We start from the raw sequence: 21,808 nt of genomic DNA, 5'->3' as shown, positions 1-21,808 counted from the left end.
AATGGTATTATAGTAATATTATAGTTAGGGGAATTTGGTATGACTTTACGAAAAAAAAGTATTCTCGGTTTTTCGGTTTTAAATTTAATCATGATTGTTGTCTTAATTATTGATTTAGCCAATATAACGGCATTAGCGTGGCTTTCGACTATTTTAACAATCATTGGTATCTCTATTACTTTGTCCTATATGTTCTATGTCAAATTTAAAGTAATTCAACCGATTAACCAACTATCAGCTGCGGCTAAAGCAATTTCGGTAGGGAAGTTTGACTCGGTAGTAGTAGCTACACATGACAATAGTGAGATAGACGAGTTAGCGAAAGCTTTCGCAGAGATGAAAGAACAACTTCGTACTATGACGCACACAATCGCGAGTAGCTCGACCGATTTATCTGCAAGTATTGAAGAGCTGTCAGCAAGTACAAATGAAATTACAATGGCAGTAGAAGCGGTAGATCAACAAATGGAGAAAACGTCCAATGGTCTTAAACAAGCAGCGCAATCGGCTAACGCGAGTGCCATTGCTGTACAGGAAACTGTCGACGGTATAGATAAAATTACAACCGCAACACAAGGTGTTTACAATCACGCAAAAGAAGCTAATGATATAGCGGGAAATGGTGCAGAAATACTGCACGTAGCGAAAAAACAAATGGAGTTTATTTCCTCTTCAACAGAAATGACAAGCGCTTTAATGCAACAACTATCGAATAAAATGACAGATATTAAAGCTATGACTGAAATGATTACAACGATTACTGATCAAACGAATTTACTGGCATTGAATGCTGCGATTGAAGCCGCACGTGCTGGTGAGCATGGTAAAGGCTTTGCCGTAGTGGCAGAGGAAGTGCGCCATTTAGCAGAGCAATCCAAACATTCAGCAACTCAAATTGTTGATCTTGTAGTAGGTATTGAAAATGATACGAAGCAAGTAGCAATAGCAGTTGAGGAAGATTTGAAAAATGTCCAACAAGGTGTTTATGTGATAGACGAAGCAACAACCTCATTTGGCAACATCTCACAACACGTTAGCCAAATGACAGATCAACTTGAAGATATTTCGACAACCGTTAAACAATTGTCGGGCAGTGCCAATGAGGTCGCAACATTAGTGACGACAATTGCCGGGGGTATGGACAGATTATCCAATTATACAGAGGTAGTATTGCAATCAATGGATGAGCAAACTGCATCTATGCAGGCGGTCAATCAAGTTTCACAAGAATTATCACATCAGGCAGATGATTTGAAAAAAATTACAAATCAATTTCAAGTATAAAAATGTGAACATAGGTAATAACATAGCTCCGATAGGGCTATTGGTCTACGAAAGAAACTTTTTGAAAATAAAATTACAATTTTTTTAATATAATTTTTTCTGCATACTCGCTTATAAGCAATGAAGGCTATTTCACAAAAGTAATTTATTTTGCGAAATGGTCTTTTTTTTATTTTTTAAGTCAAAAATTTGTAAAATCACAGACAAATAAAAATGTTGAATTTTTTAATATAGTTTCTTATAATGGACTAACTGTTACCTCTTCTAACTCACTTCAACATTTGCAACCCGCACTCGCCGGGTCAACATATCATTTCTATTTCTCTTCGCAAATCCCAGCGAAATCATACTTATATGAAAAAACTAATTGGTTGTATAACTGAATGATAAGAAAACTGAAAGATCGATTGATAACAAGAATCATTATAGAAAGATAATTCTGAAAATTGGAAAGAGAGCGATTAACGTGAAGTTATCACAAGTAGAACAGGAAAAATTACTCCTCCATCTGGCAGGAGAACTTGCGTTGAAAAGAAAAGCACGAGGATTAAAGCTAAATTACCCAGAAGCTGTAGCGCTTATTAGTAGTTTTATCATGGAGGGTGCTAGAGACGGAAAAACGGTAGCGCAATTAATGAGTGAGGCGAAACATGTGCTAACGGCAGAGGATGTAATGGAAGGTGTCGGTGACATGATTGCTGATGTACAAGTAGAGTGTACATTCCCAGATGGCACAAAACTCGTTACTGTTCACCGTCCAATTCAGTAAAGGAGGAATGGATTATGATTCCTGGAGAAATCAGACCTAAAAATGATGTGATTGAAATTAATGTAGGAAGGGCAACAAAGAAGGTACTTGTTGCCAATACGGGAGATCGTCCGATACAAGTAGGTTCCCATTTTCATTTTATTGAAGTGAACAGATTTCTAGAGTTTAATCGTGAAGATGCTATCGGCATGCATCTTAATATACCATCAGGTACGGCAGTTCGCTTTGAACCTGGGGAAGAAAAAGAGGTCGAACTAGTTGAGTTCGGAGGCAAACAGCATGTATTTGGCTTGAATATGCTAACAGAGGGCTCGACTCACCATAAAGATGAAATATTGGATAAGGCAATTGAAGGTGGCTTTAAAGGAGCGGAAGAAAAATGAAGATAACACATGAAGCTTACGCAAAAATGTTTGGTCCTACTGTTGGCGATAAAATTCGATTGGCTGATACAGATCTATGGATTGAAATCGAAAAAGATTATACAACATATGGGGATGAAGGCGTATTTGGCGGTGGGAAATCATTGCGTGTGTCGATGGGGCAAAACGGCAAGAATACACGCAATGAGGGTGTTCTAGATACGGTTATTACCAATGTCATCATTATTGACTATACAGGTATTGTCAAAGCAGATATCGGCATTAAAGATGGACGTATTATCGGCATAGGCAAAGCAGGCAATCCGAACAGTATGGACGGGGTCGACCAAGATATGATTATTGGTGTTGGGACAGAGGTTTATGCAGGCGAAGGTCTGATCGCAACAGCAGGCGCTATCGATACGCATATTCATTTTATTAGTCCAGATCAAGTGGAAACGGCATTACTAGCAGGCACAACGACGTTTATAGGTGGGGGTACAGGACCTGCTGCGGGTTCAAAAGCAACGAGCTTAACGGCTGGCGAATGGCATATCCATCGCATGCTACAAGCTGTGGAAGGCTTCCCTATCAACGTAGGCTTACTTGGAAAAGGTAGTGCATCAAATCCAGAGCCAATTATTGAACAAGTTCGTGCGGGAGCGATCGGTATGAAAATCCATGAGGACTGGGGAGCAACACCTGCAGCATTAGATCAAAGCTTAACGGTTGCGGATGAATATGATATTCAAGTCGCATTACATTCCGATACGTTAAATGAAGCAGGATTTGTAGAAGATACAATTAATGCCATTGATGGCCGTGTTATTCATATTTTCCATACGGAAGGAGCGGGCGGTGGCCACGCACCAGACCAATTAGTAATGGCATCATTACCGAATATTTTGCCGGCATCGACAAATCCTACAAAACCATTTACGACGAATACCATTGATGAACATTTAGATATGTTAATGGTTTGTCATCACTTAAAGCATGACGTACCAGAAGATGTAGCATTTGCCGATTCGCGTATTCGACCTGAAACGATTGCTGCTGAAGATATTATGCAAGATTTAGGTATTTTAAGTATTATGTCTTCTGATTCACAAGCGATGGGTCGTGTTGGTGAAGTGACGATCCGAACGTTCCAAACGGCAGATAAAATGAAAAAACAACGCGGTCCTTTACCACAGGATGAAGGTAAAGATCACGATAATTACCGAGTTAAGCGCTATATGGCTAAGTTAAATATTAACCCTGCCATTGCCCATGGCATTAGCCATGAAGTAGGATCATTGGAAGAAGGGAAGCTGGCAGATATCGTCCTGTGGGATCCAGCATTCTTCGGTGTGAAAGCGGAAGTTGTTATTAAAAGCGGGATGGCAGTGTACGGTATTACAGGTGACCCAAATGCCTCCATTCCAACGCCTCAGCCAATGAAAGGACGGAAGACATTTGGTTATTATGGACAAGGACCACAGCTTTGTGGCATGACATTTTTACCAAGTATTGCTGTCGAGGAAGGTTTGCCAGAAAAATTAGGTTTAAAACGGATGATTGGTACGGTGAAGAATTGTCGAAATATTAGTAAAGCTGATATGAAACTAAACAACGCAACGCCGAAAATTGATGTTAATCCAGAAACATATGAAGTGAAAATCGATGGTGAATTAGCTACATGTGAGCCAGTAGATGTCTTGCCAATGGCACAACGCTATTTCCTATTTTAAACAGAAAAAGTAAGTGAGTAAAAGTTACAGAGGAAACAGTAAAAAATCAATCAAGAGGTGCGGAAATGTTAATTGAAAAAATTATCGGCAATATTGCCAATGAAGAAGAACATGCTCAGAAAACAACAGAGTGGATTGAGCTTGAATGGGAAGAATTGAGCAAACGTATCTTGCGCACAGAGACAGATAAAGGAACAGATATTGCATTACGTTTAGCAGGCGACGATCCTTTAAAATATGGAGATTTATTATTTGAAGATGATAATCGACGTATCGCAATTCGCACGAAACTCGAACCAGTAATCGTTATTTCACCAAAAGATATGTATGAAATGGGGAAATCTGCTTTTGAATTAGGAAATCGTCATACGCCTTGCCTAATAGAACATAATGAAATTATCGTGCGAGCAGATCATACGATTAATCCATTATTAGATGAAATAGGAGTTAAATATGAAACGACAGAACGACGATTTAAACAGCCGTTTAAATACCGCGGCCACGCTCACTGATTTTTCGTTATTGCGGCTATTACAAATCCATGATTCGGCGTTTCCAATTGGCTCTTATACCCATTCATATGGGATGGAAACGTATATTCAGGAAGATATCATACGGACAAAAGAGCAATTAATCGATTATTGTAAGGCGTATTTATTTCACAATTTAGTGCATGGAGATGCTTTGATTATTCAAGAGGCGTTCCATGCAGCACAAGCAAGAGATATGACGTATCTCAAAGAATTAGATGAACTTTGTGGGGCTATGAAACTAGCAAAAGAGTCGAGAGATGCAAGTGTCAATGTTGGCAAGCAATTTATGCGAACAGTGTTGCCACTAATAGAGAGCTCGTTTTTATTGCAGTGGCAACAGAAAATCGAAGAGGAAGAAGTAAAGGGCCATTACGCAGTTTTATATGCGATTTATTGTGAGGCACTTGGTGTGGATCTGTATCATGCTGTGATGACATTTATGTATGCATCGATTAGCGGCTTAGTGCAAAATGCAGTCCGTGCGGTACCATTTGGTCAAAACTCCGGTGTCCAAGCATTAAACGCCTTACTTGTTTCGGTCGAAGAAGCTGCAAAATTGGTCATGACATTAACGATTGATGATGTGGCAAATAATGCATTGGGCATTGAATTAGCATCCATGAAGCATGAATTTTTATTTTCAAGATTATTTATTTCATAGAAAGAGAGTGGATATACATGACTCCAATACGAATTGGCATTGGTGGCCCAGTTGGTTCTGGGAAAACGTCTTTAGTAGACCAATTAACTCGTGCAATGCATGAGCAATACAATGTAGCAGTAATTACAAACGATATTTATACAAGAGAGGATGCCCAATATTTAATTTCCAATGGCGTTTTGGCAGAAGAGCGAATTATCGGCGTGGAAACAGGTGGATGTCCGCATACAGCAATTCGTGAAGATGCATCGATGAATTTTTCAGCTATTGATGACTTGAATAAACGCTTTGAAAATTTAGATATTATTTTCATTGAAAGTGGCGGAGATAATTTATCCGCAACATTTAGCCCAGAACTAGTTCATGGTTATATTTACGTCATTGATGTAGCAGAAGGCCAGGATATCCCTCGTAAAGGCGGCCCGGCATTGACACGATCAGATTTATTATTAATTAATAAAACTTCACTAGCACCACATGTTGGTGTAGACCTAGAGCTAATGGATCATGATGTGAAAAAAATGCGTGCTGGCCGTCCATATATTTTTGCAGACGTTCGTTCACAAACAAATGTCGACAAAGTTGTGGAATGGATTCAGCATCACATGTTACTTGAAGGTGCCGAAGCAGTTGACGGGAATGCTTAGTCAAGGAAAAGTAAATCATTACGGCAAATTAGAGATGGCATTTGAGCTAAGAAGGGGCTATACAAGGCTTGTTCATGTCTACCAGCAACCTCCATTAAAAGCAAGTCGTGAGTTGTATGCAGATAATAAGCCTACTGCCACAGTGTTTATTATGGAATCTTCTGGTGGTATGGTGGCTGGCGATAAAAATGAAATCTCAGTAAAACTTGCGCCAGAAAGCCAAGTGAAATTAAAACAACAATCCGCTTTGAAAATTTATCCTTCTCACACAGGCGAACTATGTACGCAGGAAATTACGGTGGACATAGCGGAAGGAGCTCGACTAGAATGGCTACCTGAAGTGACCATTCCTTTTGAGCGAGCGAAATTTCAAGTGAATACAACGATTCGCATGACAGCAAGCTCGACATTAATTTGGGGCGAAATCATTGCACCAGGTCGAGAAATGCGAGGAGAAATCTTTGATTATCAGTCTTTCCAATCTAAATACAAATTGTATGTAGAAGAATCACTGATTGCTTTTGATTCATTCCATTTCAAACCACAGGAAATGAACTTACCAGCCATTGGATTGCTTGACAATGCACGCTATATTGGCTCGCTATGGATAGTGTCTCCTCTTGTTCAAAAGCTCGATATACGAGAATTGCAAGAAATGATGCAGGCAGAGACTTCACTTCAGGCAAGTGTGACAAAATTGACTGACCATGCAATCCATTGTAGATGGCTATCAAAAGAGCAACGCATACTTCACAAAGAAATAAATCGCCTATTTGAACATGTTGCAACATTACTTTAAATTTCTGTGGTGATGAAGGAGATAGTGATTTGAAAAAGTTTTCCATAGTTATTTTATTATTCGTACTTAGTCTTGCAGGCTGTAGTAAAGAGTCTAGTCAAGGGGAGGGGAAACAGCCATCTGCTGCTTCCTCTGCAAAAGCAAATGAGCTTGTTTATGCATCTGAAACGGAATTTGCCGGTTTAAATCCTATTTTAGAAGAGACCAATTTAGATGCATTACTTTTTAGAGGGCTTATGCGCTTTGATGAACATAATACACCGGTCTACGATATTGCTAAAAGTGTTGAAATATCCGATGACCTGTTAACGTATACCATTAAAATTCGCGATGATGTAACATTCCATGATGGGCAAGTGTTAACGGTAGACGATGTGATATTTACCATTAATAGCATTCTCGATGATGCCAATGCTTCCTATTTAAAAGCTGATTTTATCCATGTCGTAGCAATGAATAAAGTAAATGATACAACGATGACAATCCAATTAGATGAACCATTTACACCCATGCTAGATAAATTAACAGTGCCAATTTTGCCAAAGCATGCTTTTGAAGGACAAGACATGAGAACAGCTACTTTTAACCAAGAGCCGATTGGAGCTGGCCCTTATATGATTGAAAAGTGGGCTAAAGGCACGAGCTTAACACTAAAAGCCTATCCATCATTTTTTGGTACAAAAGCATCGATTGAAAAAGTGATTTTTAAATTTATTCTTGATAGTAATGTCCGCGCCTTACAACTTAAATCAGGCGAGGTAGATATCGCTTTACTTGATCCAAATCAGGTCGAGGAGCTTTCAAAAGTTGAGCAATTAAAAATGTATGAAGTAGAATCCGCAGATTATCGTGGCGTGTTATTTAATATGAAGTTTCCATTATGGGCAGATGTCAATATTCGCAAAGCGATGAGCTATGCTACAGACCGCACTGGCATCGTGAAAGGCATTTTACATGGCTATGGAACGGAAGCCTATTCTCCATTGCAAAAACATGATTTTGTCAACGAAAATATTGAGCATTATGCTTATAACGTTGATAAAGCCAATGCTTTATTAGAACAATCAGGCTGGCTTTTAGCGAAGGATGGTTTCCGTTATAAAGACGGTAAAAAACTGGCGTTTACAATCACTGCTCCGATTACAGATACTGTGCGTGTCAATATGGCCAATTATGTCGCACAGGGCTATCAAGCAGTTGGCGCAGATGTAGAAGTGGCTGCGCTGGATTGGAGCAATATTGTCATTGATGAAGCGGAAGCCTTTATGGTTGGTTGGGGCAGTCCATATGATGCAGATCACCATACGTACAGTTTATTCTATTCTGGCGAATCTAGTAAAACTAGTGCCGGCTACAATTATGGTAGTTATGCCAATGCAAAAGTAGATGCTTTGCTAGAGGAAGGACGTACAACGGTTGACCCTGAAAAACGTAAGGCGGTCTATATGGCTTTACAAGAGGAGTTAGCAGAAGATCCACCGTTTGCTTATTTTGCTTATGTGGATGCTGTTTTTGGCATCAATAAAAATATTAGTGGTGTTAAAGAGCGTATTTTAGGACATCACGGTTCCGGCTTCTTATGGAATGTCGAGGAGTGGAAATGGAATGATCGCTAAGTGGATTGGGAAGCGCGTGATAATGGGGACAATTGTCCTCATTATCGTGAGCTTCCTCTCTTTTTTCATTATGCATGCTGCACCTGGCAATCCTGCGGCAGCTTATTATGGTGGAAATGCGCAAACATTGACATCTGCTGAGCAAGAGCGCATTGAAAAAGCGTTTGGCTTAGATCAGCCAGTCCTTCTGCAATATGGTACTTGGCTAAGGGAAGCGTTAAAAGGTAATTTAGGCTATTCGGCGAAAGAGGGCAGACCCGTTTTGACGATATTATTAGAACGTTTACCAAACACTTTACAACTCGTCATATTGACATTATTGATAGTTACCATCGTCTCAACATGGCTAGGTTTACGAGCAGGGATGAAAGAGGGGTCTTTATTGGATCGTGGGTTATCCGTTTTTAGTATTGCCAGTTCAGCGATTCCTCCATTTTGGCTCGGTATCGTTTGTATTATCGTGTTCTCGGTGCAGCTAGGTTGGTTTCCATCATCGGGCATGAATGATGTACGTGGCAATGGCGGATGGACAGATCGCTTATATCATATTGTGCTGCCGTTAACCGTTCTAGTTATTTCACATGTCGGGATATTTGCACGTTTTTTACAGGACAGCGTCAAGGCAGAAAATCGTAGCTACTATGTGCAAGTTGCGCGGGCAAATGGTGTGCCAGAACGACAAATAAGACAAAGCATTTTACGGAATGCGGTTATTCCCTATATAAATTATGTGGGGGTGACGATTCCATCATTTTTTGGTGGTTCAATCGTTGTTGAAACATTATTTGGCTGGTCGGGATTAGGATCTCTCCTCGTGAAATCCGTGATGGTTAAGGATTTTCCAGTACTTATGGGAGCTATTCTAATCATTGGTATCGTCGTAGTCATCTGTCTATTTGTCATCGATGTGCTTATGCTTTGTATCAATCCTAGATTGAGAAGAGGGAAGTTGGTATGAGAAAACAACGAAAGAGCACGTTTGTTTGGTTAGCGCTGTTGGGCATCATTGTTGGAACAACCCTTTTCTCCTCATTATTGGCACCGTTTGACCCGAATGCTATTGATATGAATCATATTTATGAAGCACCTAATCTAACACATTTACTTGGCACAGATCAGTTAGGCCGAGATGTGTTATCCCGTATCCTTGTTGGAGGCAAAGTAACACTTTTCATCGCTGTTGTGTCAGTCATCTTATCTAGTTTTATCGGCATACTTTACGGCGGTCTAAGCGGATATGTGGGTGGTGCCGTTGATGCCATCATGATGCGCATTTTGGAAGCATTTTTAACAATCCCATCTTTAATTATTGTGCTTGCCCTGCAAGCCATTATGCAAGGAAGTGTTTGGCGTATGGCGATGATTATGGGCATCACTGGATGGTTTGTTACAGCGCGCATTGTACGCTCTGAGTTTATTCGTCTAAAGGAAATGGAATTTGTACAGATGGCTAAAATGTTTCGTACACCAATATGGAAAGTTTTGTTTAGTCATTTGTTGCGCAATAGTTTGCCAGCTCTATTCGTTGTGACGATTTTTAATTTTGCTGGTGCTATTTTTACGGAAGTATCTTTAAGCTTTTTAGGAATTGGTGTACCACCAGCGATTCCTTCTTGGGGAACCATGCTGTACACTGCGCAAAATGATTTACTTGTCGGAGCTTGGTGGATTGGTCTTTTTCCTGGGTTGATGATCTTTGTGACGATATTATGTGTGCAAGCTATCGGAAGTACTTTCAAAAAAGGGGGCGAGCGATCCCATGTTTAATATCGAAAACTTAACGGTTCGAATACAGGAAAAAAATCTTGTCCATAACATTTCATTTGCAGTACCAAAAGGTCAAATTACTGCAGTTATTGGAGAAAGTGGCAGTGGAAAGAGCACGACAGTATCTGCTATTCTAGGAATTCTTCCCCCCCAAGCTAATACTACGGGTGCAGTGCTTTGGGAAGGAAGCAATATGTTGGAGATGGCGAATGAAGAAAAGGCTCGGTTACGTGCTAAGCATTTCTTTACCATTTTTCAGGATGCCAGCAATAGCTTTTCCCCTTCGCAAAAAATGAAACATCAATTGTTTGCATTAACTGCGCTACGATTAGGCCACAAGAAAGCGTTATTTCTTGCCACTATGACATCGATATTAAAAGATTTAAACTTACCTGAAAGTGTATTAAACTGTTATCCATTTGAATTATCAGGTGGAATGCTGCAACGCTGTATGCTTGCCTGTGCATTGTATATTCAACCAGATGTATTAATTGCCGATGAACCAACTTCTGCATTAGATATGTTACATCAACAGGATTTTATGAAGTTATTAAAAAACTACCATACCCAACTTGGGACAACGATATTGTTGATTACCCATGACTTAGGCGTTGCTGCTTCTATAGCTGATACAATTGTTGTGATGAAAAATGGGGAGGTTGTGGAGAAGGGGCCAGTGGCAAATATCTTTCAGCAACCAAAACATCCGTATACGAAACGGCTTGTTGCAAATCATTTTTAGGAGGCGTTTTCGATGTTGCGGGTAGAAAACATAAGTAAGAGCTTTCGAGCAGGACAGCAAGTGTTAGCAAATATCAACCTTGCTGTAGCAGAAGGTGAAATTGTAGGGCTTGTAGGTGAAAGCGGATGTGGCAAAAGTACTTTGGCAAAAGTTATTATGCAGCTAGAATCGGCTGATAAAGGGGCAGTGTTTTTTCAAAATCAACAAATTGCTAAAAAACAAATGAACACTTTTTATGACAATTGCCAAATCATCTTTCAAAACGCCAGTAATGCTTTAAACCCGAAATGGACGGTTAAAGAGCTTTTGCATGAGCCTTTACAGCATCATGCAAAAGTGCAGGACACGCAGTTCGAAAGAATGCTTGAGATGGTCAAACTGCCGAATGACATTTTACATGCATTGCCCTCTGAACTGAGTGGTGGGGAAAAGCAAAGAATCAATTTATTGCGTTCTATTTTAGTTGAGCCAAAATTATTAATATGTGATGAAATTGTATCGAGCTTAGACCGTTTGATTCAACGAGAAATCATTGACTTATTGCTGACGTTAAATAAAGAAAGAAATATGGCGATTTTATTTATCTCACATGATTTAAAAGCCGTTTCATATTTATGCCAACGTATTTATGTGATGAAGGCTGGCAAAATTGTCGATGAATGTTACAAAGAACAAAATACATTTCATTTCACAGACAACTATGCTCAAAAGCTCTTTCAAGCAATGGAAATGCAATGATTGCTAATGAGGAAACACACTACTAATAGTTCGGGTCGCTTTTTGGATGTTTCTTTTTCTTAGTTCATTTCATATATGGAAAATTTTGATATATTTGACTTTAAAAATACACTACTTTACAATTAATTTTAATAATCTATAAGGAATGTGGAGTACCCTAAATTCCTTAACAACTGAATAGCGTGTAGTAATAGGTGTAAATTGCGTGCAATTTACTGAAAAGGGAAGTCGGTGCAATTCCGACACTGTCCCGCAACTGTAAATGTGAGCGACTTTTCAAAGACCACTGTCAAAGGACGGGAAGGGGAAAAGGAGCAATGACCATAAGTCAGGAGACCTGCCTGTTACGAGTACACACCAGTAACCTACGAGGAATAGGAGGTGGCATGTTGACAAAACAGAATGTTCTGTTCGTCACAGTACGTCAAACGACCAAAACCAACGAGTGGAAAAGGATTCGCTATCGAGCCAAGTCACTCCATATGGTGCAATGTTTGATGTTCTTCGACGAGTGATCATAACGAGGTACGATAGTCATAACACGGATTTCCTCTTAATTAGCAGGGAATCCGTCTTTTTATGTTGTCTTACCGTTTGTTTTGAAAATATGTACGAAAAGAGGTGCACGTATGTCGACTATGCAAGGATATACAACACAGGAGAAGCACTATGATATAGAAATTCGTAAACAATCACGCATTGAAATGGCTAAGCAGCCTAAAACAAGAATGGTTATTGAATCACTGGTCGACCGGTTTTTAGCAACAGGTCTACTTCGTAACGACCGTTTATTTAATGAGATTTTTTATAATAAAGATATTATCTGGATTCAAAATGATATGTATGAAGGTCATCTCTTTGCTAAAGCATGTGTGGCGGACGAGCTGAGAACGAAAAAGAATGGTTTTATGATGTATATGCCAACAAATCCTATTGTCTATGAAGTAAATGGGGAGGCGTATCATTTAATTACACGTATTGATTCCATTCGTGCAAAACCCAATTTAGATCGGCTTCATCTACAAGCGAAGCCTATTTTAAGTGCTGCTAGAGTCAATGATTTATTGTGCTCAATGGTTATGCGCTTTTATCAAATCTATCTAGAAGACCTAGCGTTATTAGCGCAAAAAAATCATAAAGTTCAGCATGTAATACAATATGTCGAAAATGAATACGCTCAGTTTCTGCAACATGTTAGAGAATTAAATGACTATCATTACCATTGGCATCCAAGAGGTAATGGCCATCAGCTCTTACTGCAATTAATCGAGCAGTTACAAATTTTAAAAAGTAAACCTGGATCGGTTGTCCTTGATTCTTCGACGAATAATGGCTATGTTAGGGTGGAATCAGCGAAATCTGTTATGGCAAAAACGGAAAAAGAGCTGTAGCTTTTTCTCTATATTTAAATATCAAAAAAAGCAGTCGAATACATATCGACTGCTTTTTTTATGTTACTCGCAATGGATACTTACACTAAATTGACAGTTCAACGCCAATATTTTTAGACTGTACAATGTAATTGTTAGTTGCATTGCATCGATATTGACCTATAGTAAATTTATCTTGGTCAATTACATCTATCAAATAATGAGGAACAGCGCAATTCCAATTGATATTGTCTATCTTCAGAGGGAAATTATCCGCATTCGGGTTAGGTGTATGAATATAGATTGCATCTAATCCAGCATCTTCACCAACTATTTCAAACCACGACTGATAGGGTTGATCGAGTGTTTGGAGCTTTTCTAATAAATCTAAATATAACGCGATATGCGCCTTACAAAGTTCTCTTCTTATCGTTAAATCATTATTTCCATACCCGTAAAAATCAAGATGCGTGTGCCATAAATCAAACCAACTTTCATGCCCAAAGTCTAAATCATAGCACTCGGCATTTGTATGATGCCACATGTTTCGAAAATAACGCTTTTTCCCACGAAACTTTTTCAAATAAATGTCCTCCTACGTAACTTCCATCGTTCACAAGCAATGCATGGCAGCTTTTGCTTCATCCCAAGGAACGGAATAGCCCTTTCCTTTTGCACAAAAAATACTTGACGATGTATAGTCTGGATCTGCCTGTTTATTGTAATCGACTTGCGCTATTATTTCATCACGATTATGGCATGTATCATAGCCATCAAATTGCATTGATAATGACCCTTTGCCATTCGTATAAGCGGCAAAGGTAGTACTATAGTGCATAAAAGTTGATACAGGTACACGGCCTGTTAAAACGACTTGATCCTCAGTTAAGATTGGCGCATCGAAAGTGCCGTTAGCTTGCTGGATATCATTCATCATACGACCGATAAAATCATTTGAGGCTTTCAATTTGAAGCGGTAATAAGGCTCTAGCAATATATTGTCAGCTTGCTCTAGCCCTTGTCGAAATGCACGGAAAGTCGCTTCACGAAAATCGCCTCCCTCCGTATGCTTAATATGCGCACGACCTGTCAAAAGCGTGAAGCGTACATCGGTTACGGGAGAGCCTGTTAATAGACCGTGATGGTCGCGCTCGAATAGATGTTTTTCTATGAGTCTTTGGTGGCCAACAGATAAATCATCCGCATGACAAGCATTGACAAATGTATTGCCTGTGCCACGACTGTTCGGCTCCATTAATAAATGGACTTCGGCATAATGTTTTAACGGTTCGAAATGGCCATAACCTGTTACGGTCGTTGCAATAGTTTCCATATATAATATTTTCGGCTCGCCAAAAGTAATAGCAAGCGAAAAACGATTTTTTAATACTTCAGCTAGTACTTCAAGCTGAATAACCCCCATTATATGAACATGAATTTCTTGAAACTTTTCATGCCAAACGACACGTAATGAAGGCTCCTCCGCTTCAAGTAAACGGAATACTTGTAAAACTTCTTTTATATGCTGTTGGCCTTCATACTGAACTTTTGCTTGTAACGTAGGCACCAGCTCATATGGTTGAGGGGATTGTGTTGTCCCTAAAATATCGCCGATCTTTGCTAGACTAAGCCCTTTCACGGCAAATATTTCTCCGGCCTGAATTTCTTGTGTTGTTTCAAAACGGTGACCATTATATAAACGAATTTCTGTTATTTTTTCTGTCACATCGCCAAAGGTAAAGTCTTGGCGAGTATGTAAAGTTCCTTGCAATGCTTTCATAAAAGTGAGGCGCTGCGTGCCATCATGGCGAATTTTAAAAACCTCAGCTTGAAATGCTGCTTGCTTGTCAAAATGTGTCTCTGTAAGAAGAGGAAGCTGTGCTAGAAACTCTGTTATACCGATATCCTTTAATGCCGCACCAATAAAGCAAGGAAAAGCTTGCTCATGCTGTATCATCTTTTGTAAATATGATCGGCACATTTGTCCATCAAGCGTTTCGCTTAAAAAGGCATCAAGTAGTTGTTCATCACGTTCAGCTAACCACTCCGCTATATGTCCCTGAACTGAATCATTAGTAAGTGGAGCATCTATTAATAGAACATCGTTGGAACATTCTTTTTGTAGTTGTAGCATAACGGCTTCTATATCGGCACCTTCACGATCTATTTTATTAATAAAGAAAAACGTTGGGACGTGGTATTGGCGTAACAATTGCCATACCGTTTCCGTATGCCCTTGCACGCCCTCAACAGCACTGACGATTATAATGGCATAATCCATTACACGAATTGCGCGCTCCATCTCTGGCGAAAAATCGACGTGCCCAGGTGTGTCAATTATCGTATATGTATCGTCTCCAATGTGCATCCGTCCTTGCTCTGCAAAGATCGTAATGCCTCGAGCTTGTTCAATTGTATGATTATCTAAAAAAGTGTCTTGATGATCGACTCGTCCGCGTGTTTGAATACTGTTTGTATGGAATAATAATTGCTCACAAAAGGTAGTCTTACCTGCATCGACATGTGCGAGTACACCAATCGTTTTATACATAATATAATCCTCATTTCTATTTTTCCTATATACTCATTGTAACAGAATGCGCAAAAAAACATTTCGTGTCAAATAGTTGGCGTTTATGTTTAAATAGTGGTGATTTATTCATGAATACACTGGGTTGAATTTTTTATCTGATTGCAAATGAAAATGACATCTGCTAGGCTATTTTTAGAACTTCATAATGCTATATATTGGTGCAAATGGTTGTTGCCATTTGCTTAAAAGGGAAATCGGTGTAAATCCGATGCTGTCCCGCAACTGTAAATGGGGAATTTATACAACAGTCACTGTAGTTGAACTATGGGAAGACGTATAAATGATGAACCTAAGCCAGGATACCTGCCAATCTATAAAGTTTACTAGGAACCACGAGGATGGAGATAGTGATTGGTTGAATAACCATTGTTTTTTCACTATGTCGCCCTCTTGGAAACAAGGGGGTTTTTTATGTTCTTTTGTAGACTGATAAATAATTAGGAATCCATGCAAGAATACAAACTAAAGGAGTACGAACATGAACAAATCGAAAGCTATGTGGCTCGTTTTTGCAATGACCTTACTATGTATTTTAGGGGCTTGTAATGTCAAAGATGATGCCCAGTCTGCCTCCCAAAATGAAAACATCGAGCCAGCACAAACCGCAACAACTGACGTAACGATTGTTAATAACGATACGACACAAGTTTATAAAGAAGCACCGAAAAAGGCGATTAGCCTAAATCAGCATGTTACAGAAATCATGCTTGCTTTAGGCTTAGAAGATTCAATGGTAGGTACGGCTTATTTAGATGATCAAATTTATGAACCATTACAAGCCGCATACGATAAAGTACCAGTATTAGCAGAGCAATACCCATCAAAAGAACAGGTAATTGATAGTGAAGCAGATTTTTTATACGCAGGATGGAAAAGTGGCTTTAGTGAAAAAGGGGTGGGCACACCAGAAGAGTTAGAGGCACTTGGTATCCACACCTATTTACATACTTCTTCGAGTATGACGCAACCAACATTGGACGATATTTTTACGGATATTCGTAATATCGCAAAAATCTTTCGCGTTGATGATCGTGGTGAAGCGTTAATTAAGCAAATGACAGCGGATGTCGATGCTGTCCGTGCAAAATTACCACAAGGTGAGCAAGAACTACGCGTCCTTGTTTATGATAGTGGAGATAAGGAAGTCTTTACAGCAGCGCAAAATTTTATGAATGAACTTGTCACAGTTGCTGGGGGTACAAATATTTTTGGCGATGTTGATTCTGGTTGGACAACGGTTTCAAAAGAAGCAACCGTTGAACGTAACCCTGAGGTCATTGTTGTAATTGATTACGGCTCCCAAACTGCAGAAGATAAAATTCAATTCTTAAAAAATGATCCGGCATTAAAAGAGACAGATGCTGTGAAAAATGAGCGCTTTGTTATTTTACCGCTTTCAGCAGCTTCTGAAGGCATTCGAGCTGCAGAAGCAATTGACATTTTAGCCAGAGGATTTTATCCCGAAAACTTTTAAGAGCTAGCTCCTTGCTAGCTTTTTTTATAAGGAGTTCAGAAGATGAATGCATTTCGTTCAAATATACCTAATCGAACATTTGAAAAACTTAATATAGATGGTGATTTTACACGGCTTGCAATAAGTCCTGGCATTATTAATAAACATTATACAGCGGCTCAATTTCAAAAAATTGCGGAGGTTGTCGGCGACAGTGGAGCCATTAAATATTCAGCTTCCTATAGCATGCTGTTGTCTATCCCTACGCAAACGGTTCAGCACGTTGTGGCTGAACTTCAAGAAGCGGGGCTATATATTGCACAGCCAGGTTCGATTGTTGCGATGAAGGCATGTGATTTTTGTGACGGTAATAAAATGGAAGCAGCAGACATTACCGAACAATTATACAATAATTTGCATGGACAAAGTGTCCCATCGAGATTACGATTCAATATAAATGGCTGCGCCTCTGCTTGCTACAATGCCGTTTATGACGATATTGGGCTTGTCTATCAGCAGGACAGCTTTGATGTTTACTTAGGTGCGGTGCCAATGGGTGTGCAAGCGAAGCCAGGAATACTGTTTGCCAAAAAAGTTTCAGTACAGAAAATAGAAGGTTTTCTTCAGCATATTATCACAATCTATCAAAAACATGGCCGTCCAGATGAGCCTTTCTATAAATTTTATCGTAGAACAAAGTCGGCGGATTATTGGCTACCTTTAAGTGGGGATAACTCTTGATTAGAACGCATTTCAAATATTCAAAGGAATTCCAAAGTTTTATCAATATCATTCATTGAAAAATATGCGTTCATTATTGAGAATTTTCAGTTCATTTAATAAAATAAAAATATAAACGTTTGGTTAAATACTATTAAATTGGTTCGTGACCAAAACGAGGGTTGCCCTCTTTTCTAGACGGCGTTTACTAAGAGAATCAAGATTCCATGTCATTCTAGCCTTTTGATAGAGCCATACTAATGGTATTTATACCTACTTAAAAAAATATTGAAAGGGGCTAAGATTAGATGAAAAAAGTAGTTTCATTCTTTGTGGCATTGTCAGTTTTAGTTTCTGCGGTCTTTTTTGGGGGAGGTACAAAAGTTTTTGCAATGACAGATGAAGACCTTTTAAATGCTGAAGAACAGTTAGGTGCTTATATTTTTTATGAAGACGGAAAACCTTTTGTTAATATTGAAAAAGTTAAATCAAATGGCCTAGCAGAGGAATATATTGAAATTAGTTTGATGGTGAATCACATTAGTAATAGTTACGCTAGTTATCAAACAAACACTACTATGAATACTAAAAAGGGGATACCTATCTGGGGGAATTGGTGCGGTCCTGGACATGGTTCTGGTCCGCCACAAGATATCTTAGATCGAGGTTGTCAAATACATGATAAGTGCTATGAAGAGAAAGGTTATTTTAGTTGTTCGTGTGATTGGGAGCTTGTTGCTTATATAGATAGAAATTTTCATAGAATGGGACTCAAAGAAAAGATTGCTGCAGCTGCTATAAAATTATATTTTAACAAAACTTTATGTAATCCGTTGAAATAAGGAATGGTTCTATTGGTGAAAGCTTTAGCTGTAAGTACAATTATTATATCTTTATTACTTTGGGTTCCGAACGTTGTGTTTCAAAAAGCATCCACTTTATGGATGTTCACGTTTGTCTTATCCGGTATAGGTGTTGGCTTATCCGTTTACGCGAAATCTAAAATTTTGATAATAGGAAATATCATCACATTCTTTAGTTTTTTTATTATTATGTTTTTAGGTTATATTTTTGTATTTTTAACAGAGTAACGGAAGAAGGATACAATAAAAGAGTGACTCTAGTAGAGTCACTCTTTTTAGTTTAGCTTTTGAATAAAAACAACTTTTAAGTAATTGAATTCAGGATGCTCACGTGTTACGCGGAAATCCTTTGGTAAGCCGTATTCTTCAACGATTTTATAACGAGTATTTGTTTCTTTAAACGCCGTATCGATAAAGCCTTTAAACTTTTTCATACCAAAGCTTGCATTGTTTGTAGAGGCAACAATGATGCCATTCTTTTCAGTAATGGCGATTGCATCCATTAATAATTTCGGATAATCCTTTGCAGTTGAAAACGTGATTTGCTTTGTTCGTGCAAAGCTAGGCGGATCGAGTACGACAAGGTCGAACTTCAACTGATGACGTTGTGCGTATTTGAAATAATGAAAGACATCCATTACTTTAATGTCTTGTGCTTCATAGTCAATATCATTAACGCTAAATTGCTCGATTGTTTTCGCTAAACTGCGCTTAGCTACATCGACACTCGTCGTTTTCGTTGCGCCACCAAGTGCTGCTGCTACGGAGAAAGCACCTGTATAAGAAAATGTATTTAAGACGCTTTTTTGGTTGGAATAATGTTCGCGAATGGCAAGTCGTACTTCACGTTGATCGAGGAAAATACCTGTCATGGCACCATCATTTAAATGAACAGCGTAGTTCATGCCATTTTCTTTCACGATTAATGGGAATTCACCAGGTGTCCCCATGACAAAATCGTCCTGTTCGATATATTGTCCTTTACTATCAAAACGTTTTTTCTCATAAACCGCTTTATAGTTTACTGTTTCAGCAAGTGCTTCGTAAATCACTTCTTTAAATGAATAAATACCTGCACTATACCAGCTCACCATATAATAGCCATCGAAGAAGTCGATTGTCATGCCACCGATTCCATCACCCTCGCCATTAAAAACGCGAAATGCCGTCGTATCCGGGTTATTGAAAAATGCTTCACGATTTTGAATCGCTTTTTTTAGTTTTTTAGCAAAAAACGGCTTGTCAATTTCTTCGTTTGCATCCGTTGTTAATAGCCAGCCGATGCCTTTATTTTGAATACCGTAATAGCCTGTACCGATAAAGCGATTATGAATATCTAATAAACGCAGTAGGGCACCTTCCTCTGCAGGTAGTTTACGTGTATCGACCGCATCTTTTGAGATAAGCGGATAGCCTTTTTTTATTGGACCTGCAAATTGATTGTTAATTTGTAATGCAATTGTTTGTGTCATGTTGTCATCCTTTAAAAAACATTTTGCTCTATTATCGCATTGTTTCGTACCATTAGCCAAACTTATTTGACGAATGTCGCAATTTTTTCTACTGTGTCCATTGTGGCCGCTTCGAAAAACTCCATTTTACTAAAATAGCTATGAATTAATCCTGTCATCGGGACATGTTCCACGTAAACTCCTGCTGCAGCTAATTTTTGCGCATAGGCAAGCCCTTCGTCATACAGTACATCTGCTTCAGCCGCAATAATCATTGTTTTGGGCAGAACGTCTAAATTTTCAATTTGCAGAGGGGAGACAAGTGGGTTACGAAAATTATTTGTCTCTGTATAATGTTCGGCAAACCATTGCATCCCTTGTTTATCTAACCCAAAATGTTCACCATAGGCGCAATAGGAAGCGGTCGTAAAATCTAGATTTACTACAGGATAAATAAGTGCCTGTGCAGTGATTGTTGGGCCATTGTATGTAGCAGCTAGGTAGGAGACAACAGTAGCTAAGTTTCCTCCTGCACTATCACCAGCAACCGTTAATCGACTTTTATCCCCACCAAATGTTGCAATGTTATCAAATACCCACAGTAAGCTATCATAGGCATCGTGTAATGGTGTTGGAAAAGGGTGTTCAGGTGCTAAGCGATAATTGACGGATACAACGATCGCATGCGCTTTTTCTGCAAGTATTCGACAACCTGCATCAGCTGATTCTAAATCACCAAAAACCCAACCACCGCCGTGATAATAAATGATTACTGGCAAATTTTCAGCATGTTCGGGTAAATATAGGCGAATAGTAATTTGTTGCCCATCACGCATAGTAATTTGTTTATTTTCTATTGTAGCAAGCTGTGGTAAATGGGGAGAATGCCAAGTTGGAACGGCACGCATGATTCTCGCTTCCTGTGGTGTCATGTCATAATAATGTGGTTTTACATCGGTTGCTTGTATATAGCGAATTGCCTCATTTGTTAAACAAGTCATAGACATCAATCCTTTTTAGTTTCATTGTTAATTCTTATTATAAACTATTCTTATAATTTTACTAGGAATTAGTGTTGAATTAGAAAATTATTTTAAAAATGAGCCAAAATAAACCGATAGTTAAGTAAAAGTATGTTTATAATAGTATGAAAGCTATAACTTGGAGGGTAACAATGATTTCACTAATAGTAGCGCATGACGAAAACCATGTGATTGGATATGAAAACGGTATGCCTTGGCATTTACCAGGTGATTTACAATATTTTAAAGAAAAAACGATGGGTAAGCCAATGATTATGGGACGTAAAACATTTGAATCGATTGGTCGACCGCTACCAGGACGCCGCAATATTGTCGTTACACGCGATGATAATTACCATGCGGAAGGTATTGAAACAGTGACGAGTCTTGAACAAGCTTTTGCCATAGCAGGGGATGTGCCTGAAATCATGATTATCGGCGGCGAACAAATTTTTAGACAGTCGATGGATATAACAGATCGTATTTACATTACGAAAATTAATCATTCTTTTCAAGGGGATACATTTTTCCCGCATTATGAAGATGATTTTGTGTTAGTTTCATCACAAGAGCAAGAAAAAGCCCCAGAAGGGTACACCTATCAGTATCAGATTTTTGAGCGCAAACAAGCGTAACGATACATTATAAAAAACGCACGGTGTAAATAGGCACCGTGTGTTTTCCA

General features: G+C 38.9%; 23 protein-coding genes and 2 riboswitches. Of the genes, 19 read left to right on the top strand and 4 right to left on the bottom strand.

Annotated features, from left to right (window positions below):
- The first annotated feature begins 39 nt into the window (after nucleotides 1-39).
- From ACKVEV_RS06405 to ACKVEV_RS06340, 14 genes are all read left to right on the top strand, one after another.
- A complete protein-coding gene (locus ACKVEV_RS06405) occupies nucleotides 40-1,284 on the top strand; it encodes a methyl-accepting chemotaxis protein (protein WP_409369572.1) in 1,245 nt (414 codons plus the stop codon).
- Between the two features lie 466 nt (nucleotides 1,285-1,750).
- Nucleotides 1,751-2,053: an urease subunit gamma gene (gene ureA / locus ACKVEV_RS06400; RefSeq protein ID WP_409369571.1), complete on the top strand. Its 303-nt coding sequence runs from the start codon at nucleotides 1,751-1,753 to the stop codon at nucleotides 2,051-2,053.
- Nucleotides 2,054-2,067: 14 nt separating this feature from the next.
- Nucleotides 2,068-2,436, top strand: coding sequence for an urease subunit beta (locus tag ACKVEV_RS06395; protein ID WP_409369570.1), 369 nt, complete (start codon nucleotides 2,068-2,070; stop codon nucleotides 2,434-2,436).
- Nucleotides 2,433-4,148 (top strand): urease subunit alpha, encoded by a 1,716-nt coding sequence (gene ureC, locus ACKVEV_RS06390; protein ID WP_409369569.1) that lies wholly within the window; start codon nucleotides 2,433-2,435, stop codon nucleotides 4,146-4,148. Before ACKVEV_RS06395 ends, ureC begins: the two co-directional genes overlap by 4 nt.
- Before the next feature lie 65 nt (nucleotides 4,149-4,213).
- Entirely contained in the window at nucleotides 4,214-4,660 is a 447-nt protein-coding gene (locus ACKVEV_RS06385) for an urease accessory protein UreE (protein WP_409369568.1), read from the top strand.
- A complete protein-coding gene (locus tag ACKVEV_RS06380; protein WP_409369567.1) occupies nucleotides 4,602-5,342 on the top strand; it encodes an urease accessory protein UreF in 741 nt (246 codons plus the stop codon). The genes ACKVEV_RS06385 and ACKVEV_RS06380 overlap by 59 nt, the downstream gene beginning before the upstream one ends.
- A 17-nt stretch (nucleotides 5,343-5,359) precedes the next feature.
- The gene (ureG, locus tag ACKVEV_RS06375) at nucleotides 5,360-5,989 is read left to right on the top strand and encodes an urease accessory protein UreG (protein ID WP_409369566.1); all 630 of its coding nucleotides are present in this window, start codon (nucleotides 5,360-5,362) and stop codon (nucleotides 5,987-5,989) included.
- Nucleotides 5,982-6,788, top strand: coding sequence for an urease accessory protein UreD (locus ACKVEV_RS06370; protein ID WP_409369565.1), 807 nt, complete (start codon nucleotides 5,982-5,984; stop codon nucleotides 6,786-6,788). Before ureG ends, ACKVEV_RS06370 begins: the two co-directional genes overlap by 8 nt.
- Before the next feature lie 29 nt (nucleotides 6,789-6,817).
- On the top strand, nucleotides 6,818-8,404 hold the full coding sequence (locus ACKVEV_RS06365; RefSeq protein WP_409369564.1) for an ABC transporter substrate-binding protein: 1,587 nt from the start codon (nucleotides 6,818-6,820) through the stop codon (nucleotides 8,402-8,404).
- Nucleotides 8,394-9,362, top strand: coding sequence for an ABC transporter permease (locus ACKVEV_RS06360; protein ID WP_409369563.1), 969 nt, complete (start codon nucleotides 8,394-8,396; stop codon nucleotides 9,360-9,362). The genes ACKVEV_RS06365 and ACKVEV_RS06360 overlap by 11 nt, the downstream gene beginning before the upstream one ends.
- Nucleotides 9,359-10,171, top strand: a complete 813-nt coding sequence (locus tag ACKVEV_RS06355; protein WP_409369562.1) for an ABC transporter permease — start codon at nucleotides 9,359-9,361, stop codon at nucleotides 10,169-10,171. The genes ACKVEV_RS06360 and ACKVEV_RS06355 overlap by 4 nt, the downstream gene beginning before the upstream one ends.
- Entirely contained in the window at nucleotides 10,164-10,913 is a 750-nt protein-coding gene (locus tag ACKVEV_RS06350; protein WP_409369561.1) for an ATP-binding cassette domain-containing protein, read from the top strand. Before ACKVEV_RS06355 ends, ACKVEV_RS06350 begins: the two co-directional genes overlap by 8 nt.
- 12 nt (nucleotides 10,914-10,925) lie before the next feature.
- On the top strand, nucleotides 10,926-11,651 hold the full coding sequence (locus ACKVEV_RS06345; RefSeq protein WP_409369560.1) for a dipeptide/oligopeptide/nickel ABC transporter ATP-binding protein: 726 nt from the start codon (nucleotides 10,926-10,928) through the stop codon (nucleotides 11,649-11,651).
- A 175-nt stretch (nucleotides 11,652-11,826) separates the two neighbouring features.
- A riboswitch (cobalamin riboswitch) is annotated at nucleotides 11,827-12,011 on the top strand.
- Nucleotides 12,012-12,280: 269 nt separating this feature from the next.
- Nucleotides 12,281-13,042, top strand: coding sequence for a hypothetical protein (locus tag ACKVEV_RS06340; RefSeq protein WP_409369559.1), 762 nt, complete (start codon nucleotides 12,281-12,283; stop codon nucleotides 13,040-13,042).
- Between the two features lie 85 nt (nucleotides 13,043-13,127).
- Here the strand turns inward: ACKVEV_RS06340 and ACKVEV_RS06335 are convergent, their stop codons facing one another.
- Both ACKVEV_RS06335 and ACKVEV_RS06330 read right to left on the bottom strand, forming a co-directional pair.
- Nucleotides 13,128-13,604, bottom strand: coding sequence for a hypothetical protein (locus tag ACKVEV_RS06335; protein ID WP_409369558.1), 477 nt, complete (start codon nucleotides 13,602-13,604; stop codon nucleotides 13,128-13,130).
- 30 nt (nucleotides 13,605-13,634) lie between these two features.
- Nucleotides 13,635-15,572, bottom strand: coding sequence for a GTP-binding protein (locus ACKVEV_RS06330; RefSeq protein WP_409369557.1), 1,938 nt, complete (start codon nucleotides 15,570-15,572; stop codon nucleotides 13,635-13,637).
- 181 nt (nucleotides 15,573-15,753) lie between these two features.
- A riboswitch (cobalamin riboswitch) is annotated at nucleotides 15,754-15,940 on the top strand.
- Nucleotides 15,941-16,092: 152 nt separating this feature from the next.
- Here ACKVEV_RS06330 and ACKVEV_RS06325 point away from each other — a divergent pair.
- From ACKVEV_RS06325 to ACKVEV_RS06310, 4 genes are all read left to right on the top strand, one after another.
- The gene (locus tag ACKVEV_RS06325; RefSeq protein ID WP_409369556.1) at nucleotides 16,093-17,088 is read left to right on the top strand and encodes an ABC transporter substrate-binding protein; all 996 of its coding nucleotides are present in this window, start codon (nucleotides 16,093-16,095) and stop codon (nucleotides 17,086-17,088) included.
- A gap of 42 nt (nucleotides 17,089-17,130) precedes the next feature.
- The gene (locus tag ACKVEV_RS06320; RefSeq protein ID WP_409369555.1) at nucleotides 17,131-17,808 is read left to right on the top strand and encodes a precorrin-3B methylase; all 678 of its coding nucleotides are present in this window, start codon (nucleotides 17,131-17,133) and stop codon (nucleotides 17,806-17,808) included.
- Between the two features lie 287 nt (nucleotides 17,809-18,095).
- Nucleotides 18,096-18,629: a hypothetical protein gene (locus tag ACKVEV_RS06315; RefSeq protein ID WP_409369554.1), complete on the top strand. Its 534-nt coding sequence runs from the start codon at nucleotides 18,096-18,098 to the stop codon at nucleotides 18,627-18,629.
- A 12-nt stretch (nucleotides 18,630-18,641) separates the two neighbouring features.
- Complete coding sequence (locus ACKVEV_RS06310) at nucleotides 18,642-18,878, top strand: hypothetical protein (RefSeq protein WP_409369553.1); 237 nt, start codon at nucleotides 18,642-18,644, stop codon at nucleotides 18,876-18,878.
- A 47-nt stretch (nucleotides 18,879-18,925) separates the two neighbouring features.
- Here ACKVEV_RS06310 and ACKVEV_RS06305 read toward each other — a convergent pair whose 3' ends face one another.
- Nucleotides 18,926-20,122 (bottom strand): class I SAM-dependent rRNA methyltransferase, encoded by a 1,197-nt coding sequence (locus ACKVEV_RS06305; RefSeq protein WP_409369552.1) that lies wholly within the window; start codon nucleotides 20,120-20,122, stop codon nucleotides 18,926-18,928.
- A gap of 62 nt (nucleotides 20,123-20,184) precedes the next feature.
- A complete protein-coding gene (locus ACKVEV_RS06300) occupies nucleotides 20,185-21,102 on the bottom strand; it encodes an alpha/beta hydrolase (protein WP_409369551.1) in 918 nt (305 codons plus the stop codon).
- A gap of 173 nt (nucleotides 21,103-21,275) precedes the next feature.
- Here ACKVEV_RS06300 and ACKVEV_RS06295 point away from each other — a divergent pair, with 173 nt between their 5' ends.
- Complete coding sequence (locus tag ACKVEV_RS06295) at nucleotides 21,276-21,758, top strand: dihydrofolate reductase (protein WP_409369550.1); 483 nt, start codon at nucleotides 21,276-21,278, stop codon at nucleotides 21,756-21,758.
- The last annotated feature ends 50 nt before the right edge of the window (nucleotides 21,759-21,808 follow it).

Origin of the sequence: Lysinibacillus sp. 38-6 (assembly GCF_046245175.1) — a bacterium.
Taxonomy (GTDB): Bacteria; Bacillota; Bacilli; order Bacillales_A; family Planococcaceae; genus Lysinibacillus.
Note: the sequence above shows the minus strand (reverse complement) of the source record. Positions and strands in the feature narration are given on the sequence as shown.

Bases quoted from the DNA above. Each gene is read 5' to 3' on its own strand.
- ACKVEV_RS06315 (WP_409369554.1), top strand. From the start codon at position 18,096: ATGAAAAAAGTAGTTTCATTCTTTGTGGCATTGTCAGTTTTAGTTTCT.
- ACKVEV_RS06320 (WP_409369555.1), top strand. From the start codon at position 17,131: ATGAATGCATTTCGTTCAAATATACCTAATCGAACATTTGAAAAACTT.
- ureC (WP_409369569.1), top strand. From the start codon at position 2,433: ATGAAGATAACACATGAAGCTTACGCAAAAATGTTTGGTCCTACTGTT.
- ACKVEV_RS06330 (WP_409369557.1), bottom strand. From the start codon at position 15,572: ATGTATAAAACGATTGGTGTACTCGCACATGTCGATGCAGGTAAGACT.
- ACKVEV_RS06355 (WP_409369562.1), top strand. From the start codon at position 9,359: ATGAGAAAACAACGAAAGAGCACGTTTGTTTGGTTAGCGCTGTTGGGC.
- ACKVEV_RS06340 (WP_409369559.1), top strand. From the start codon at position 12,281: ATGTCGACTATGCAAGGATATACAACACAGGAGAAGCACTATGATATA.
- ACKVEV_RS06380 (WP_409369567.1), top strand. From the start codon at position 4,602: ATGAAACGACAGAACGACGATTTAAACAGCCGTTTAAATACCGCGGCC.
- ACKVEV_RS06360 (WP_409369563.1), top strand. From the start codon at position 8,394: ATGATCGCTAAGTGGATTGGGAAGCGCGTGATAATGGGGACAATTGTC.
- ACKVEV_RS06370 (WP_409369565.1), top strand. From the start codon at position 5,982: ATGCTTAGTCAAGGAAAAGTAAATCATTACGGCAAATTAGAGATGGCA.
- ACKVEV_RS06305 (WP_409369552.1), bottom strand. From the start codon at position 20,122: ATGACACAAACAATTGCATTACAAATTAACAATCAATTTGCAGGTCCA.
- ACKVEV_RS06405 (WP_409369572.1), top strand. From the start codon at position 40: ATGACTTTACGAAAAAAAAGTATTCTCGGTTTTTCGGTTTTAAATTTA.
- ACKVEV_RS06395 (WP_409369570.1), top strand. From the start codon at position 2,068: ATGATTCCTGGAGAAATCAGACCTAAAAATGATGTGATTGAAATTAAT.
- ureG (WP_409369566.1), top strand. From the start codon at position 5,360: ATGACTCCAATACGAATTGGCATTGGTGGCCCAGTTGGTTCTGGGAAA.
- ACKVEV_RS06325 (WP_409369556.1), top strand. From the start codon at position 16,093: ATGAACAAATCGAAAGCTATGTGGCTCGTTTTTGCAATGACCTTACTA.
- ACKVEV_RS06345 (WP_409369560.1), top strand. From the start codon at position 10,926: ATGTTGCGGGTAGAAAACATAAGTAAGAGCTTTCGAGCAGGACAGCAA.
- ACKVEV_RS06350 (WP_409369561.1), top strand. From the start codon at position 10,164: ATGTTTAATATCGAAAACTTAACGGTTCGAATACAGGAAAAAAATCTT.
- ACKVEV_RS06385 (WP_409369568.1), top strand. From the start codon at position 4,214: ATGTTAATTGAAAAAATTATCGGCAATATTGCCAATGAAGAAGAACAT.
- ACKVEV_RS06300 (WP_409369551.1), bottom strand. From the start codon at position 21,102: ATGACTTGTTTAACAAATGAGGCAATTCGCTATATACAAGCAACCGAT.
- ACKVEV_RS06295 (WP_409369550.1), top strand. From the start codon at position 21,276: ATGATTTCACTAATAGTAGCGCATGACGAAAACCATGTGATTGGATAT.